Origin of the sequence: Paenibacillus albiflavus (genome assembly GCF_004344915.1) — a bacterium.
Taxonomy (GTDB): domain Bacteria; phylum Bacillota; class Bacilli; order Paenibacillales; family NBRC-103111; genus Paenibacillus_AM; species Paenibacillus_AM albiflavus.
The window spans coordinates 102,473-116,958 of the sequence record NZ_SKFG01000009.1 but is presented as its reverse complement, the minus strand read 5'-3'; the positions used below and the strand labels follow the sequence as shown (position 1 = coordinate 116,958).

Sequence of the window (14,486 nt, the reverse complement as noted above, 5' to 3'; positions counted from 1 at the left end):
AGTGAATCTGCAATTAGGATTAAATAGAAGGAACTGTAGGTGTTACCCACTGCATCAAGTAAGGGGAGATATAGCCTTCATAAGCCGAAACGCCAACAATAATTACGCAAACGCCTAATGTAATTACGATTGTCCGCATAAGCGCTTGAACCATTTGCCCCTGTTTATAGTTCCCTCGCATGAACTGACTCTTAACCATAGCGATCGAGAAAGAGGCGGCGGTGACAGATGCTATCAGAATTAGCGGAATGATAAGCAGATTCTGAGGTGCAACTGACACGAGCGAGAATAGCACACCTTCCCAAGAGAATTGACCGACTAAATACCCCACTGTAAAACCGATAAGTACGCCTTTAAGAAAATCTAAAACAAAAATGAGCGGCAAACCTATGACAGATAAACCAAGTAACCAGATCAATAGAATCCATTTCAGATTCAGCCATAAGGAATCGATGAAGCTGCTTTGTCCACTAAAGTCATTATGGTCTGTTAATGAATAGAAGAAGGCACCAAGCTGCTGCAGCATCTCTTGCTTCTGATCAAGCGACAATGCATTTACCATCACAGCGCCGAATGCAACTCCCATCACAAATAGCACTGCAATAAATACATATAGCGACGAGTAATCCTGTAAATATTTTCGAATTGAAAAGCGACGAGCCATGACCAGCTTCCCCCTCTGTTGTTCTTAGAACCATTATTCAAAAAGTTCACCTAAGACAAGCATATGAGGAAAAGGGTAAAACTAGAAGTTTTACCCCTGTTGCGTCGTCATGACTTTACCATATTTACCTCCACCGCCTGCTTGAACAGCTAGAGTTCCCTCCCGAGCTGACGTGATATATGCGGCAAAGCTTTCGCCTGCTAATTCAGCAAGCTGTTGAATCGGAACACGATGGAGGACGTTCATCTCCGTTCCGAAATGATCTAACAATCGTTCGAACTTCTTCGGTCCGATACCAGGAATGTATTCGAGCGGTACTTGATAGTGATACGGTGGACGTTGAATTTGAGAATTAGGCTTAGTCTGATCTGCAATGTCCATGACACGGTCGATCACGCCACGCACAATTTTAGTTCCGCCACAGCTGCTGCAGCTTACAACGATTTGATCCTGCTCATCAAGTATGGCTTCACATGTCGCACAATACGTGCGGTGATACTTGCCAAGTCGTGGATTTAGCCCATAGTTAGCAACAACTGCTCGTCCATCCTCTAGGTACAGCGCTTTGCGAAGCTCCTCGTATGTCGGGCTCTGAAGCGACAACACATTGTACTCACGACCAATTTTCGGCAAGGAATGAGCGTCAGAATTGGTTAAGAACGTATAGGTGTCAAGCTCGCTAATCTGACCCGCCATTTCCGTATCTGCGCTTAGACCAAGCTCAACAGCAGCGATACCATCCAAATCAAGCAGATTAGCCATACGATCCGTGCAAGCACCATAAATCCCTTTATGTGGGGTAAAAATATGCGCTGGAATGAGCATACCGCCCCTTCCCAGCGCTTCTTCTTGCAAGCTTCTAGCTGTTGCATATATTCGTTGAGAGCTCAGCTCTACATTCTTCAACTGCTTACGAAGCCATTGTGTGAAGTCCTGCATCTTCTCAAGAGTAGGCAAATACACTAATAAATGCGCTGCTCCCATGCCAGGATCATGAACTTCAATTTCGCTGCCTAGAATGATCGTTGTATCTCCATACCGAATCCCGCCACCCGCTAGTTCCACCATTTCTCCAGAATCCAAGTAAGAAAGTATCTCAGCTTGTACCGAAGGGGAGTGACAGTCAATGATTCCGACCATTTCGATTCCCTTACGCATGGATGCTTCCTTCGCAATATTATAGAAGGTCAGATTCTTGGCTCCTGTAATCTTGACAGGTCTACCCTGTTCTGTTCTTCCGATATGAATATGCAGATCGACATAATGATTCGTAAGCAAAGAATCGCTTATACCTGTCTTCATTACGACCACTTACCTGTTAAACGATAGATTTGCCAAGCATATACGGCAAAAATAGTTTTGGAATCCGATATTCGCTGCTCTTGTATGAGCCGCTGCGCGTCTTCGAACGTCAGCAGCAGGCAGTCTAGGAATTCATCTTCATCCAGCTTAAGCTCCCCAACCTGCTTAAGCCCTTCCGCCACATAAATATGCAGAATTTCGTCCGCAAACCCTGGGGAGGTGTAGAACGAACATACATGACTTAAAGATTCACAAGCATAACCGGTTTCTTCTTCAAGCTCACGTCTTGCAGCCTCAAGTGGCTCTTCCCCACTATCTAGCTTACCTGCAGGAATCTCAACCTGCATACGTTCAAGAGGCTTGCGGAACTGATCAACGAAGATCATTCGATCATCTACAAGCGCAATAACGGCTACTGCGCCTGGATGCTTGACAAGTTCTCTAGTTGCTGTTTGACCATTAGGCAATTGAACTTCATCCACCTGCAAAGAAATCACCTTGCCATTAAAGATCGGCTTCGTGCTAATGGTTACTTCTTCATAGTCACTTTTCACCAGACTCATGACTGCTGTACTTCTTTCACAATCCCAACAACAACCTCTGCGACTTTCATTAAATCTTTAATCGCGATATGCTCGTTCGTTGTATGGATCTCCTTATAGCCTACTGCCAGATTGACAGTTGGAACGCCCATTTGATTGAAAATATTCGCATCGCTGCCGCCACCAGAGTGGAATGTGCTTGGCGTACAGCCATTTTTCTCAAGCACGCGCTTCGCTAGCTGAACGACTGGCGCTGAATCATCGAACATGAAAGCGGGATAAGCGATATCTGAAGTGAATTCACACTTGCCGCCAAACTCTTGTACGGCTGATTCACAAGCCTGCTTCATCGCTTCAACTTGTGCTAACAGTTTATCTTGTACGATGGATCTTGCTTCTGCCCTTAAATGTGCATAATCGCATACAACATTCAACGCGCCGCTGCCCGAGAATGAACCAATATTCGCTGTTGTTTCTTTATCTACTCTTCCAAGCGGCATACGAGCAACAGCCTTTGCTGCAATTTGAATCGCTGAAATACCATCTTCCGGGTTAACGCCAGCATGCGCTGTTTTACCATAAAACTTCATGTTGACTTCGGCACGTGAGGGAGCTGCTACTGCGATTGCGCCGATAACACCGTTGGAATCAAGCGCGAAGCCGAATTCAGCTTCAAGCAAACTCGCATCCATCGCACGCGCGCCAATTAGGCCAGATTCTTCACCAACGGTGATGACGAATTGAATTTTGCCATGTGGTAAATTATTTTCTTTAATCACCTTGATCGCTTCGAACAGCGCTGCAATTCCTGCTTTATCATCAGAGCCTAGAATAGTTGTGCCATCTGAACGAATGATGCCATTCTCGTCAATTTGTGGCTTAATATTCTTTCCTGGGGTTACGGTATCCATGTGACATGTAAACAAAATAACAGGTGCTTGGACTGAAGGATCACTTGCAGGCCATGTGCAAATTAAGTTGCCTGCTCCATGACCTGTCTTAGCTGCTGCATCATCTTCATATACGGACACGCCTAGATCGGTAAACTTCTTGGTTAGTACCTTGCTAATTTCACCTTCATACTTCGTTTCACTATCCACCTGAACAAGCTCGATAAATTCCTTCACAATACGGTCTTGGTTAATCAAGGCTCTTCCCTCCAATAGGCTAAATGAATTACAATAGAGTTTGGACACATAAGTTATCCATTCTAAAATACGAACAGAAAACGACTTAACTCTCATCCGAGAATCAAGTGCGTTTTCTTAAATAAGCAAGGAGTGATTCATTTGAAAAACAGAAAATGGTTCAAAATTGTTATTTATCTCATGCTCATCAGCATGTTGCTGTCAACACTCTTGATGTCGTTTAGTTACTTGATTTTTTAATACAGAGAAGTTTCCGTATTATAGCTTTCCAAGTTCTCTTTAACTCGCTGCAGGAACCTTCCGCAGATAACACCGTCGAGAATACGATGATCTAAGGACAAGCATAGGTTAGCCATTGATCTAACGGCGATCATATCTTGAATCACGACAGGCTTCTTCACGATCGATTCGAATGAAAGAATAGCAGCTTGCGGATAATTGATTATCGGATAAGATGCGATCGAACCGAATGATCCTGTATTATTCAAGGTAAACGTACCACCTTGCAAGTCGCTGAGCGTAAGCTTGTTATTCCGCGCTTTCTTCGTTAGATCATCGATATCTCTCGCCAAGCCTGCAATATTCTTCTGATCAGCCCTCTGAATAACAGGTGTCACAACAAAATCCTCAGTACCAACCGCTAGAGAAATATTAATGTCCCGCTTCACAATAATTTTATCGACTGCCCATACTGAGTTCATGATTGGGTAGTCTTTAATTGCGCCTACAACTGCTTTAATCACAAAAGCTAAGTATGTAAGGTTCACACCTTCCTTACGCATGAATTCATCCTTCACCTTGTTGCGAAGTACAACCAGGTTCGTTAAATCCACTTCAATCATCGTCCAAGCGTGTGGAATCTCAGCTACCGATTGGCGCATATGGGAAGCAATTGTATTCCGAATCGGCGTCACATCGATTAAGTATTCACCGCGATTACCGGCTGCATTACCTTCCACCTCAATTTTAGGCAGTGGTGGGTTCTCTGACAAATGAATACCTGTGGAACGCAGTGGAATTTGTTGTGGTGTCTGTGCAGGAACATGCTGCTCATGCGCAATCTCAGCAAAAGGAGAAGTTTGTTGTGGTTGCAACGCTTGACCACTGCTTACATAGGCCTCTACATCCTTGCGCGTAATTCGACCACCTAGTCCCGTTCCTGAAACAAGTTGCAAATTAACGCCATGCTCGGCGGCAAGCTTTTGCACAGCAGGAGAATATCGATTACGCATGCTTTGATCTTGCGCATCTGATGCCTTAGTAAAGTTGCTCTGAAAAGGACTTGGTGTTTCTTCAAGAAGCTGTGCTCCACTCGCTTCACCTGCTGTATTCACAAGGCAGATCGCTTGCCCCACATCCGCAACTTCGCCTTCACCTACTAATATTTTGACGATTTTACCCGATACGGGAGAAGGCATTTCTGTATTGACTTTATCCGTATATAGTTCACAAATGATGTCGTATTGTTCAACCAGATCTCCAGGCTGCTTTAGCCATTTCCCGATCTGAGCTGAAACTAGTGTTTCAGCTAGATGCGGCACTGTTACCTCTACGATGGTTTGATTCGTCTCGCTCACCTTCGCACCTCCTACATTTTCCTTAGAACTGCGCTAACTTGCGCAACGCTTCTTTGAATTTGTCTGAATTCAGCAGAAAGAATTTCTCCATCGGCGGATTCATCCCTACTGCTGGCACATCGGGTCCACATAAACGCATGATTGGCGCATCTAAATCAAACAAAAGTTCTTCCGCAATAATGGCGGCTACTTCTGCACCAACACCACCCGTTTTGTTATCTTCATGAGCAATGAGTACTTTACCTGTCTTCGCCGCCGCTTCAAGGATTCCTTCCTTATCAAGCGGTTGCAGCGTACGGAGGTCAAGCACATGAACGGAGATATTCTCTTTGGCTAACTCCTCAGCAGCTTGCAGCGCATAGTGTACATACATGCCATAAGTAATCACGGTAACATCTGTGCCCACACGCTTTGCATCTGCTTTACCGATCGGCACGATATAATCATCGCCTTGAACCTCAGCGGATTGTGACAAGTATGCCTTCTTGTGCTCAAAGTAAAGCACAGGATCTTCATCGCGAATTGCTGCTTTCATCAATCCTTTGGCATCGTAAGGCGTTGAAGGTGCCACAATCTTAAGTCCTGGCGTGCCGATGAACACAGACTCAGGACACTGAGAATGGTACAAGGCACCTCCGCCAGTAGCTCCATAAGGTAAACGTATCACGATAGGACAGTGCCAATCGTTGTTCGAACGATAGCGGATTCTCGCCGCTTCGCTAATGATCTGGTTTGCCGCAGGGAACACGAAGTCGGCAAACTGAATTTCAGCGATTGGGCGCATACCATGCATAGCTGCGCCAATCGCTACGCCGACGATCGCCGACTCAGCAAGCGGCGTATCGAGTACGCGTGCGTGGCCGAACTCGTCACGCATGTTCTTGGTGGCGTTGTTGACGCCGCCCTTTCCAACGTCTTCACCAAGCACAAAAACATTCTCATCACGACGCATTTCCTCTTGCATTGCAGAACGTATCGCTTCAAGGTATGTGATAACTGCCATATTATGCTTCCTCCTTCTCCGCAAATACATGCTTCAATGTGTCTTCAGGAAGCGGATAAGGTGCAGCTTCCGCATAAGCTGTCGCTTCGTTTATTTGCTTCTTAATTTCATCTAGTAGTGCTGCCTCGTGCTCATTATCCCATAAGCCACAATCCATAAGATACTGCTTAAAGCGCGGTAATCCATCACGTTCGCGATTCATCTCTACCTCTTCTTTCGTCCGATAGAGCATATCATCATCTGCGGTCGAGTGTGGAGAAAGACGATACATGACCGCTTCAATAAGCGTAGGCCCTTCTCCGCGAAGCGCTCTTTCTCTAGCTTCCTTCGTCACACGATAAACTTCAAGCGGATTGGTGCCATCTACGCTAATGCCTTTGAAGCCATAGCCCAACGCGCGATCGGCAATTTTACCACCCACCTGCATGTGGTAAGGGATAGAAATGGCATACTGGTTATTTTCGCACATGAAGATTACTGGCAGCTTGTGTACACCTGCAAAGTTAGCCCCTTCATGAAAATCCCCCTGATTGCTTGAACCTTCGCCAAATGTAACAAAAGAAACAAGCTGCTCACCTTTCATTTTGGCTGCTAATGCAATACCAACTGCATGCGGCACCTGTGTCGTCACAGGTGAAGAGCCTGTTACTATCCTCAGCTTGCGAGAGCTGAAGTGACCCGGCATTTGGCGGCCGCCAGAAGATGTATCTTCCGCCTTGGCAAAAGCAGAGAGCATAAGCTCCTTTACCGTCATTCCTACACTTAGAACAAAACCATAATCACGATAATAAGGCAGGAAATAGTCACGCTCACGATCAAGAGCGAACGCAGCAGCAACCTGTGCCGTTTCCTGACCTATTCCCGATACATGAAAAGCTACCTTACCTGCGCGTTGCAGCAAGAACGAACGCTCATCAAACTTGCGTGCAAGCACTATATACTTATACATTTCAATTACTCGTTCATCTGTTAAACCTAACGATTGGTGTAAATGAAGTTGACCGATAGACATGGAGAATCCCCTCCTAGGTTACTTTTTATTACCTGGTACTAAGACTTGACTCTAGATCCTATTATAATGCCTAATCGGTACGAACACAATGGCAGCCCAGACAGGAATGGATTAAATTCCAAATGCCTTACCATCAGCTGCTAGCATCGCTTCACCAATTGCCTCTGATAACGTTGGATGCGGATGGATCGTTGTACCAACTTCCCACGGCGTCGCATTCAATACTTGTGCCAATGCTGCTTCACTAATATAGTCTGTGGCATGAGGTCCAATAATATGAACGCCAAGAATGTCATTTGTCGCGCTATCTGCAACTACTTTAACGAATCCATCAGCATCACCATATACATGAGCTTTACCAATCGCCTTGAACGGGAACTTTCCAACTTTTACATCATAATTCTTCGCTCTTGCCGCTGCCTCTGTGTACCCAACGGATGCAATCTCAGGACGTGTGTATGTACATTTAGGAACCAAATGCGGCTGAATCGGATGTGCATCTTCCTCGCAAATATGCTCAACTGCCACAATTCCTTCATGTGAAGCTACATGCGCTAACTGCAAGCCGCCTACAACATCGCCAATTGCATAAATGTGTGATTCTGCCGTTTGCATATATTCATTAACGACAATAACGCCGTTCTCAACCTTAACATCTGTATTTTCTAATCCATATCCGTCAACGCATGCTTTACGTCCAACCGATACAAGCAGCTTCTCGCCGATTAATTCAATGATTTCACCATTCTGCTCGGCTTTAACCTTCACTCCATCGCCGTCAACCTGAACGGAGTCAAGTAATACCTTAGCGCCAGTAACAGCTTTAATTCCACGCTTACGGAACAAACGCTGCAATTCCTTGGAAATCTCTTCGTCTTCATTGTTTACTAAGCGCTTTTCGTACTCCACAATCGTTACTTCGACTCCGAAATCATTAAGCATCGAAGCCCATTCAACACCAATCACTCCGCCGCCAATAATAAGGATTGATTTTGGTAACTTGTCTAGCTCAAGCGCTTCATCACTCGATAGAATCCGTTCTCCATCAGGTGTTAAATCAGGTAAATAACGAGGCGTGGAGCCGGTAGCGATAATCAGGTTCTGCGGTACCAGCACCTCAATTTCTCCATTTTCTAGCTCTACCGATACAGAACCTGTGCGTGGCGAGAAAATCGTCGCACCCATAATACGGCCTGTGCCTTGATACACATCAATTTTATTTTTCTTCATTAAATATTGAATGCCCGTGTGCATTTGATTGATAACCGCTTGCTTCCGTTCCTGCACTTTATCAAAGTGAAGCGCAATTTCACCTGTAGATATGCCGTAACGATCACTTTCCTGCATAATCGAATAGATCTCTGCCGAACGAAGAAGCGCCTTACTCGGAATACAACCGCGATGCAAGCATGTGCCGCCAAGCTTGTCCTTCTCAACGATAGCAACAGTCTTCCCTAATTGGGCAGCGCGAATCGCTGCAATATAGCCGCCTGTTCCTCCACCCAACACAACGATATCATATGTCTTATTACTCAAAGCCAATTCCCCCTATATTATTAATCATACTGATGTTAAGCTCTAGATGATCTGAAGAAACAGATACAACTGCTTCCTCAGCAAAACAATCCCGCCTTCATTATAGTCCAAAATTATCAAATTAGACACATACTGTGTACTTGATTCTATGTTAAAATAATCACAGTTATCATACTTACCTGACGAACTGTAAATACTTCTTATAATCAAGGAGCAATTGATATGAAATTAAAACTGTCAAGGATTATCGCAATCCTTTTGATTGTTATACCAGGCATTCTATCCACCTATGGCTTTATTCTAATGAAAGAAGCCTTCTTTGCCCAATTCGAACCTGCGATCGGTCACTTATTGTGGGGTAAGTTAATTCTGGGGCTATTTTTATTCGTTCTCGGTATATTTTTCCTTGGTGGCTGGATCTTATTTAGAGATCGTAAACGCAATTATGTCGTACCTCGGTTTAAAGAAAAGCGCAAGCAGCCAAAATAATGACATTAAATGTGAAAATTAGTTGAATCAAGTATCCATCCTTTATATAATAAGATAATGCATATCCGCATCATCGTACGATCGATGTATGCAATTGATCGCAAGGAGGAAATAGAATGGCTTATCAACCCAAAGTGGTAGAAGCAGAAGTGGTTAGTGACAATCCCAAGAACGGTCTATTCGAAATTAATGTAGTTCTTCAGGATCGCAATCATTGCCGTTTGATATTCGAACGTGATTTAAACACTGGTGCTATTACACCGACTCATATCAATCGTTTATACAAAGAGCCTTGCTCTATATGTAAAAAAGACTTTCTTTGCAACTGCATGACAGCTTACTTGCAGCCAATTGCTGACCAAGCATTAGCGATTGCAGGCAAATAATAATCGCACGTTTAAATACCTTTCTGCTGGACTAGCAGAAAGGTATTTTTAAATTACTCATAAATTGCTTTATAAATGCCATCTACTAATGAAGCAAAGCTGCTTGGATCATAAGTCATTTCTCCAAATGAAACCTGCACCACCCGCTCTGTATATCGAACAACCGCAAAGCTGTATTCCTCTTTCTCTGCATCAATATAAATATAACACTCCAGGTTCATATTACCTGTTCGATCCCGAAGTCTACTTGTTGCATCATGGCTTAATGAAGCAAATTTAGGCATTAGCGGTCAACTCCTAACAATTATTCGTCCCCAGGCTCCACATATCGCGCATTCTCGTGAATTGGCCCGACGGACGCTTTACTTACTTCAAGCCATTCATTATAGTCCCATGTCAGCTCATCTGTACGAGATCTCCCACGCAGAACATAGGTTGCACCTTTTATTTGAATAAATTGTTCCTCGTCATAATAGCTTTCGTCATGCTCGCCAAATAGTAGATCAAGTTCTTTCTTCGTAATGCTAATTTTTCTGCCTAGTTTGTTGACGATATCCATTCAAGTCACATCCCATTCATCAGTTTGCCGTCTTCTTCATTATAAAATCGATTAGCATAGTGCGCAAACGTACGAAATCATTAGTTGGGGATGTATATTATTTGAGTTATATATTTCCAACTCCCCTTTTTTATGATAACTTGTGAATGTAACGGATTTCAAGGAAAATTGTCTCATATCCGAATGGTTGGTTCTAGTGAATTTCTGGAGGGATCTAATGAACTTAGCTGTAGGAATTGATATTGGCGGCACTAAAGTCGCTGTTGGCGTTGTTGATGCATCTGGTAGAATCCTTGCCAAAACTCGGTTAAATACCGACTTTACCGTAACACCTCAAGTGATGGTTGGTAGAATTGCGCAATCCGTTCATAATTTATTAAGTGAAAATTCAGTATTTTCGGATAAAATAATCGGAATAGGCATCGGTGCACCCGGTCCTCTCGATCCGCAAAGCGGCACGATTACTTGCCCACCTAATTTGCCAGGTTGGAATGGCTTTCCGCTTGTGGAAGAGATGCGTAAATTACTGCCATACCCTATTCGAATGGAAAATGACGCTACCGCAGCTACATTAGCCGAGAAGTGGATTGGTGCAGCGCAGGATTCCAATCATTTTATTTTTCTTACGATCAGTACTGGGATAGGTGCGGGAATTTATCTTCACGGAAAATTGATTACTGGCGCAACAGGTAATGCTGGGGATGCGGGGCATTTTGTGATCGACCCATCTGCTGGTAGGTGCACTTGTGGACAATATGGCTGCTGGGAATGGGTTGCTTCTGGAACTGCTATAGCAAGACAGGCATCTGCGATCGTAGGAAGCCCGCTTTCTACCAAAGAAGTATTCGATCTTGCTCAGCAAGGAAATGCGTCTTTGCAGCAGTTGATCGAGCAAGCTTATCGATACATTGGAATTGGTTGTGTGACGTTAATCAATCTATTTGATCCCGACATGATCGTCATCGGCGGAGGGGTGTCACAGATCGGTCAACCTTTATTTACAGCCGTACAAGATTATGTTACTCATCATGCGTTTAACCCATCAGGCCGAGGTGCCAAGATTGTGCCTGCCAAGCTGCTTCAGGATGCAGGATTAATTGGAGCAGCCGCACTCATACATCATCCATATTGATTGCTGGAGGGAGGGCTTTTTCCGTGCTAGAGCCTATTTTTCTTGAACCTGTATTTAAAGACCGAATATGGGGAGGCAGCAAGCTGAATCAATTATATGGCTACAACATCCCTACTCCCTTAACGGGTGAATGCTGGGGAGTGTCTGCACATCCAAACGGCCAAAGCACCGTCAAAAACGGTCCATATGCAGGTCTGTCGCTTGGCGATCTGTTTCGGCAGCATCCCGAGTTATTTCTTTCGGATTCCAGCACTTTCCCGCTTCTTATCAAAATTCTGGATGCCTCTGATGACTTGTCTGTTCAAGTCCATCCTGATGATTTCTATGCGAATGAACATGAGAATGGTGAGCAAGGCAAGACAGAATGTTGGTATGTGCTTGAAAGTGAGCCTGGCGCTGAAATCATTTATGGACATCGAGCTAGCTCAAGGGAACAATTAAGCCAAATGATAGATCAAGGCGAATGGGATCAACTCTTATGCCGAGTTCAAGTGAACGCTGGTGACTTCTTCTATGTGCCAAGCGGAACGATCCATGCCATTGGCAAAGGAATTGTCGTCCTTGAAACGCAGCAAAGCTCAGACACTACGTATCGTGTATATGATTATGACCGAAGAGATCCAGAAGGGAATTTACGCGAGCTCCATTTGGACAAGGCGATTAACGTGACCAACATTCCACACCAGGAGTCGAAGCTTCAATATCTGACCTTATCGCAGGACGATGCAGAGATTACTACTCTCGTCTCGAATGATTTTTTTCATGTGCAAAAATGGCGTATAGCCGGCAAAGCTGCACTAGACTCTAATCCCAAATTCACCATCTGTACCGTCATTTCTGGTAATGGTGAGCTTATAGTAGAGGAACACATTTACGCGCTTCAACACGGCGATCACTTTATACTGCCTGCTAACTTTGGTCATTATGAGCTTTGCGGTCACCTAGAACTTATCGTATCTTGGAAATAAAAGAAAGCTCCTAAATCAGAATTTCTGACTTAGGAGCTTATTCTTTTCTATTCGATTTCAACAATCAGTTCAATCTCAACCGGTGTATTGAATGGCAACTCATTCGCAGAAATGGCAGAGCGTGCATGCTTACCCTTCTCCCCAAAAATCTCAACTAATAGCTCCGAAGCACCGTTGATCACATAAGGCTGTTCCACAAAACCATCTGCAGAATTAACGAATGCCAGCATTTTGACAACCTGCTTTATGCGATCCAGATCTCCGATCTGCTGTTTAAGAACGGCAATAATATTAATCATCACTTGGCGTGCTGCGTCGTATCCTTGCTCAACTGTAAGGTCTGACCCTACTTTGCCTTCGTATTTCAGTACGCCATTAATTCGGCAATCGCAGCCTGAAGTATAGACAAGATTGCCTACTGTTTTGGCTGGTACGTACTCCGCAACAGGTGTTGGTACTACCCCTAAAATAATTCCTTTTTCTTCCAAAATCTTTTCGATAATTGCCATGTCTAATCTCTCCCTTAATATTGATCAATTAATGTGAATGTGAGTGCGAACAACAATGATGCGTAGTAATAAATTCGCCTGCTCTAGCTTGTGTATGACGCTTATGATCCATGGTCGTTTGACCATTGACGATAACATAAGATATGCCATTCGGGTGTGTCATTGGGTCTTGAAAAGTAGCACCATCCTGGATTGTGTCTGGATTAAAGATCGTGATATCCGCTTGATAGCCTGGTACCAGAAGCCCCCTCTTCCCTAGCTTAAACCGTTGTACAGGGAATGAAGTCACCTTGCGGACCGCTTGCTCAAGTGTCAATAACTTATCCTCGCGAACGTATTTGGCAAATAGTCTCGGGAACGACCCATAGGATCTAGGATGCGGTTTGCCTGTCACACAACCCAGACTATCCGAAATGACAAGCGACTTGTCATATCGAATCACTTGACTGACATCATCATCCGACATGCTGAAGAATACGATTGAAATTTTGCCTTCCTCTTGGAGCAGAAGATCGAACACGACATCCTCTGGATCGCGTCCCCATAGCTCACTAATCTCAAGCACATGCTTGCCTTCGAGCTGACGATTCACTTCTGAAATAACCGCAGATATGTATACGCTTTGCCAGCCTGTAGATGCAACCAGATTGTCCCACTCTGTCTGTTCGACTTGCAGTTCGGCCTTCACCTTGCTGCGAATGGCAGGCTCTCTCAGGCGTTCCAATGCTGCGGCAATTCCGCCTTCCAGCATCCACGGAGGCAAAACAGTCGTTAAGCTTGTAGATGCTGCTGAATATGGATATACATCACAAGTTACATCCATTCCGCGGCTTCTCGCATCCTCGATCAATTCAAGCGCCTGTAAGGCTTTGCCCCAATTAATTCGTCCTGCAGCCTTCAAATGGCTAATATGCAAGGACACACCGCTATGCTGAGCAATCCATATAACTTCTTGCACAGATGGAAGCAAATTATTCCCTTCACCGCGAATATGCGTCGATAAGAGACCATTGTACTTCGAGACAACCTTGCACAGTTCAGCTATTTCTTCTCGCGAAGTGTAACTACCTGGCGCATAGAGCAGTCCAATCGATAAACCGATAGCCCCAGCCTTCATTCCTTCCTCCAGCATGAACTTCATCTGGTTCAGCTCATTCGTTGTTGCAGGGCGGTTAGCGAAGCCCATGACGGAAATACGCAGCGCCCCGTGCGCAACATAAGTGGACACATTCTCGGATGGATTGGATTTTGCTAAAACATCCATGTAATCCGCAATTGTCTCCCAATGCCATGGCCAAGACGTTTTGCCAATAACAGGTTCGATATAGGTTTGGAGCTGTTCTGCAGTTGCCTTGAAGTAAGGAGCTGGCGCTAATCCACAATTGCCTACTACTTCTGTCGTTACACCTTGCTGCAGCTTAATATCCGTACACGGTTGATCCAGAATGAGTAGATCGGAATGACAGTGCCCATCGATGAATCCGGGCGCAATGATCTGTCCGCCTGCATCAATTGTATTTTTGCATTCTTGACTGACTCGCCCTACATGGGTAATTACTCCATCTTTTACCCCAACATCGCCAAAAAACCAAGTATTCCCCGTCCCATCCACAACACGACCATTACGTATGATCAAATCTAGCATCGTAATTTGCCTCC

At 44.6% G+C, this 14,486-nt stretch carries 17 protein-coding genes; 5 read left to right on the top strand and 12 right to left on the bottom strand.

The window, feature by feature from the left end; all coding sequences use genetic code 11:
* Positions 1-19 precede the first annotated feature (19 nt).
* From spoIIM to E0485_RS10855, 4 genes are all read right to left on the bottom strand, one after another.
* Entirely contained in the window at positions 20-664 is a 645-nt protein-coding gene (gene spoIIM / locus E0485_RS10870; RefSeq protein WP_132418060.1) for a stage II sporulation protein M, read from the bottom strand.
* 90 nt (positions 665-754) lie between these two features.
* Positions 755-1,966: an endonuclease Q family protein gene (locus tag E0485_RS10865; protein ID WP_132418059.1), complete on the bottom strand. Its 1,212-nt coding sequence runs from the start codon at positions 1,964-1,966 to the stop codon at positions 755-757.
* Positions 1,966-2,529 (bottom strand): NUDIX domain-containing protein, encoded by a 564-nt coding sequence (locus tag E0485_RS10860; protein WP_132418058.1) that lies wholly within the window; start codon positions 2,527-2,529, stop codon positions 1,966-1,968. Before E0485_RS10860 ends, E0485_RS10865 begins: the two co-directional genes overlap by 1 nt.
* Positions 2,526-3,656 carry a M20/M25/M40 family metallo-hydrolase gene (locus E0485_RS10855; protein WP_132418057.1) on the bottom strand — a complete coding sequence of 377 codons (1,131 nt, stop codon included), beginning with the start codon at positions 3,654-3,656 and terminating at the stop codon, positions 2,526-2,528. The genes E0485_RS10860 and E0485_RS10855 overlap by 4 nt, the downstream gene beginning before the upstream one ends.
* 132 nt (positions 3,657-3,788) lie before the next feature.
* Here E0485_RS10855 and prli42 point away from each other — a divergent pair, with 132 nt between their 5' ends.
* On the top strand, positions 3,789-3,896 hold the full coding sequence (gene prli42 / locus E0485_RS25090) for a stressosome-associated protein Prli42 (protein ID WP_328591301.1): 108 nt from the start codon (positions 3,789-3,791) through the stop codon (positions 3,894-3,896).
* Here the strand turns inward: prli42 and E0485_RS10850 are convergent.
* The 4 genes from E0485_RS10850 to lpdA all read right to left on the bottom strand — a co-directional run bounded on the left by E0485_RS10850 (position 3,893) and on the right by lpdA (position 8,784).
* Positions 3,893-5,233: a dihydrolipoamide acetyltransferase family protein gene (locus tag E0485_RS10850; RefSeq protein WP_132418056.1), complete on the bottom strand. Its 1,341-nt coding sequence runs from the start codon at positions 5,231-5,233 to the stop codon at positions 3,893-3,895. The two genes, prli42 and E0485_RS10850, sit on opposite strands and share 4 nt — an antisense overlap.
* Before the next feature lie 22 nt (positions 5,234-5,255).
* Positions 5,256-6,236: an alpha-ketoacid dehydrogenase subunit beta gene (locus E0485_RS10845; protein WP_132418055.1), complete on the bottom strand. Its 981-nt coding sequence runs from the start codon at positions 6,234-6,236 to the stop codon at positions 5,256-5,258.
* A 1-nt stretch (position 6,237) separates the two neighbouring features.
* Positions 6,238-7,248 carry a thiamine pyrophosphate-dependent dehydrogenase E1 component subunit alpha gene (locus tag E0485_RS10840; RefSeq protein ID WP_132418054.1) on the bottom strand — a complete coding sequence of 337 codons (1,011 nt, stop codon included), beginning with the start codon at positions 7,246-7,248 and terminating at the stop codon, positions 6,238-6,240.
* Positions 7,249-7,359: 111 nt separating this feature from the next.
* A complete protein-coding gene (lpdA, locus tag E0485_RS10835; protein ID WP_132418053.1) occupies positions 7,360-8,784 on the bottom strand; it encodes a dihydrolipoyl dehydrogenase in 1,425 nt (474 codons plus the stop codon).
* 222 nt (positions 8,785-9,006) lie between these two features.
* Here lpdA and E0485_RS10830 point away from each other — a divergent pair, with 222 nt between their 5' ends.
* Positions 9,007-9,273: a DUF2627 domain-containing protein gene (locus tag E0485_RS10830; RefSeq protein ID WP_132418052.1), complete on the top strand. Its 267-nt coding sequence runs from the start codon at positions 9,007-9,009 to the stop codon at positions 9,271-9,273.
* A gap of 116 nt (positions 9,274-9,389) precedes the next feature.
* On the top strand, positions 9,390-9,659 hold the full coding sequence (locus tag E0485_RS10825) for a hypothetical protein (protein WP_132418051.1): 270 nt from the start codon (positions 9,390-9,392) through the stop codon (positions 9,657-9,659).
* Positions 9,660-9,712: 53 nt separating this feature from the next.
* Here the strand turns inward: E0485_RS10825 and E0485_RS10820 are convergent, their stop codons facing one another.
* On the bottom strand, positions 9,713-9,943 hold the full coding sequence (locus E0485_RS10820) for a hypothetical protein (protein WP_132418050.1): 231 nt from the start codon (positions 9,941-9,943) through the stop codon (positions 9,713-9,715).
* A 20-nt stretch (positions 9,944-9,963) separates the two neighbouring features.
* Positions 9,964-10,218, bottom strand: a complete 255-nt coding sequence (locus tag E0485_RS10815; RefSeq protein ID WP_132418049.1) for a hypothetical protein — start codon at positions 10,216-10,218, stop codon at positions 9,964-9,966.
* Between the two features lie 217 nt (positions 10,219-10,435).
* Between E0485_RS10815 and E0485_RS10810 the strand changes: the two genes are divergently transcribed.
* Complete coding sequence (locus E0485_RS10810; RefSeq protein WP_132418048.1) at positions 10,436-11,350, top strand: ROK family protein; 915 nt, start codon at positions 10,436-10,438, stop codon at positions 11,348-11,350.
* Between the two features lie 23 nt (positions 11,351-11,373).
* Entirely contained in the window at positions 11,374-12,318 is a 945-nt protein-coding gene (gene manA / locus E0485_RS10805; RefSeq protein ID WP_132418047.1) for a mannose-6-phosphate isomerase, class I, read from the top strand.
* Positions 12,319-12,365: 47 nt separating this feature from the next.
* Here manA and E0485_RS10800 read toward each other — a convergent pair whose 3' ends face one another.
* Both E0485_RS10800 and E0485_RS10795 read right to left on the bottom strand, forming a co-directional pair.
* Entirely contained in the window at positions 12,366-12,827 is a 462-nt protein-coding gene (locus E0485_RS10800) for a RidA family protein (protein ID WP_132418046.1), read from the bottom strand.
* A 28-nt stretch (positions 12,828-12,855) separates the two neighbouring features.
* Positions 12,856-14,472 (bottom strand): N-acyl-D-amino-acid deacylase family protein, encoded by a 1,617-nt coding sequence (locus E0485_RS10795; RefSeq protein ID WP_132418045.1) that lies wholly within the window; start codon positions 14,470-14,472, stop codon positions 12,856-12,858.
* Positions 14,473-14,486 lie beyond the last annotated feature (14 nt).

Coding starts and splice junctions, on each gene's coding strand:
- E0485_RS10820 (WP_132418050.1), bottom strand. CDS start 9,943: ATGCCTAAATTTGCTTCATTAAGCCATGATGCAACAAGTAGACTTCGG.
- E0485_RS10830 (WP_132418052.1), top strand. CDS start 9,007: ATGAAATTAAAACTGTCAAGGATTATCGCAATCCTTTTGATTGTTATA.
- E0485_RS10815 (WP_132418049.1), bottom strand. CDS start 10,218: ATGGATATCGTCAACAAACTAGGCAGAAAAATTAGCATTACGAAGAAA.
- E0485_RS10845 (WP_132418055.1), bottom strand. CDS start 6,236: ATGGCAGTTATCACATACCTTGAAGCGATACGTTCTGCAATGCAAGAG.
- E0485_RS10860 (WP_132418058.1), bottom strand. CDS start 2,529: ATGAGTCTGGTGAAAAGTGACTATGAAGAAGTAACCATTAGCACGAAG.
- E0485_RS10840 (WP_132418054.1), bottom strand. CDS start 7,248: ATGTCTATCGGTCAACTTCATTTACACCAATCGTTAGGTTTAACAGAT.
- E0485_RS10795 (WP_132418045.1), bottom strand. CDS start 14,472: ATGCTAGATTTGATCATACGTAATGGTCGTGTTGTGGATGGGACGGGG.
- E0485_RS10810 (WP_132418048.1), top strand. CDS start 10,436: ATGAACTTAGCTGTAGGAATTGATATTGGCGGCACTAAAGTCGCTGTT.
- spoIIM (WP_132418060.1), bottom strand. CDS start 664: ATGGCTCGTCGCTTTTCAATTCGAAAATATTTACAGGATTACTCGTCG.
- E0485_RS10800 (WP_132418046.1), bottom strand. CDS start 12,827: ATGGCAATTATCGAAAAGATTTTGGAAGAAAAAGGAATTATTTTAGGG.
- E0485_RS10825 (WP_132418051.1), top strand. CDS start 9,390: ATGGCTTATCAACCCAAAGTGGTAGAAGCAGAAGTGGTTAGTGACAAT.
- E0485_RS10865 (WP_132418059.1), bottom strand. CDS start 1,966: ATGAAGACAGGTATAAGCGATTCTTTGCTTACGAATCATTATGTCGAT.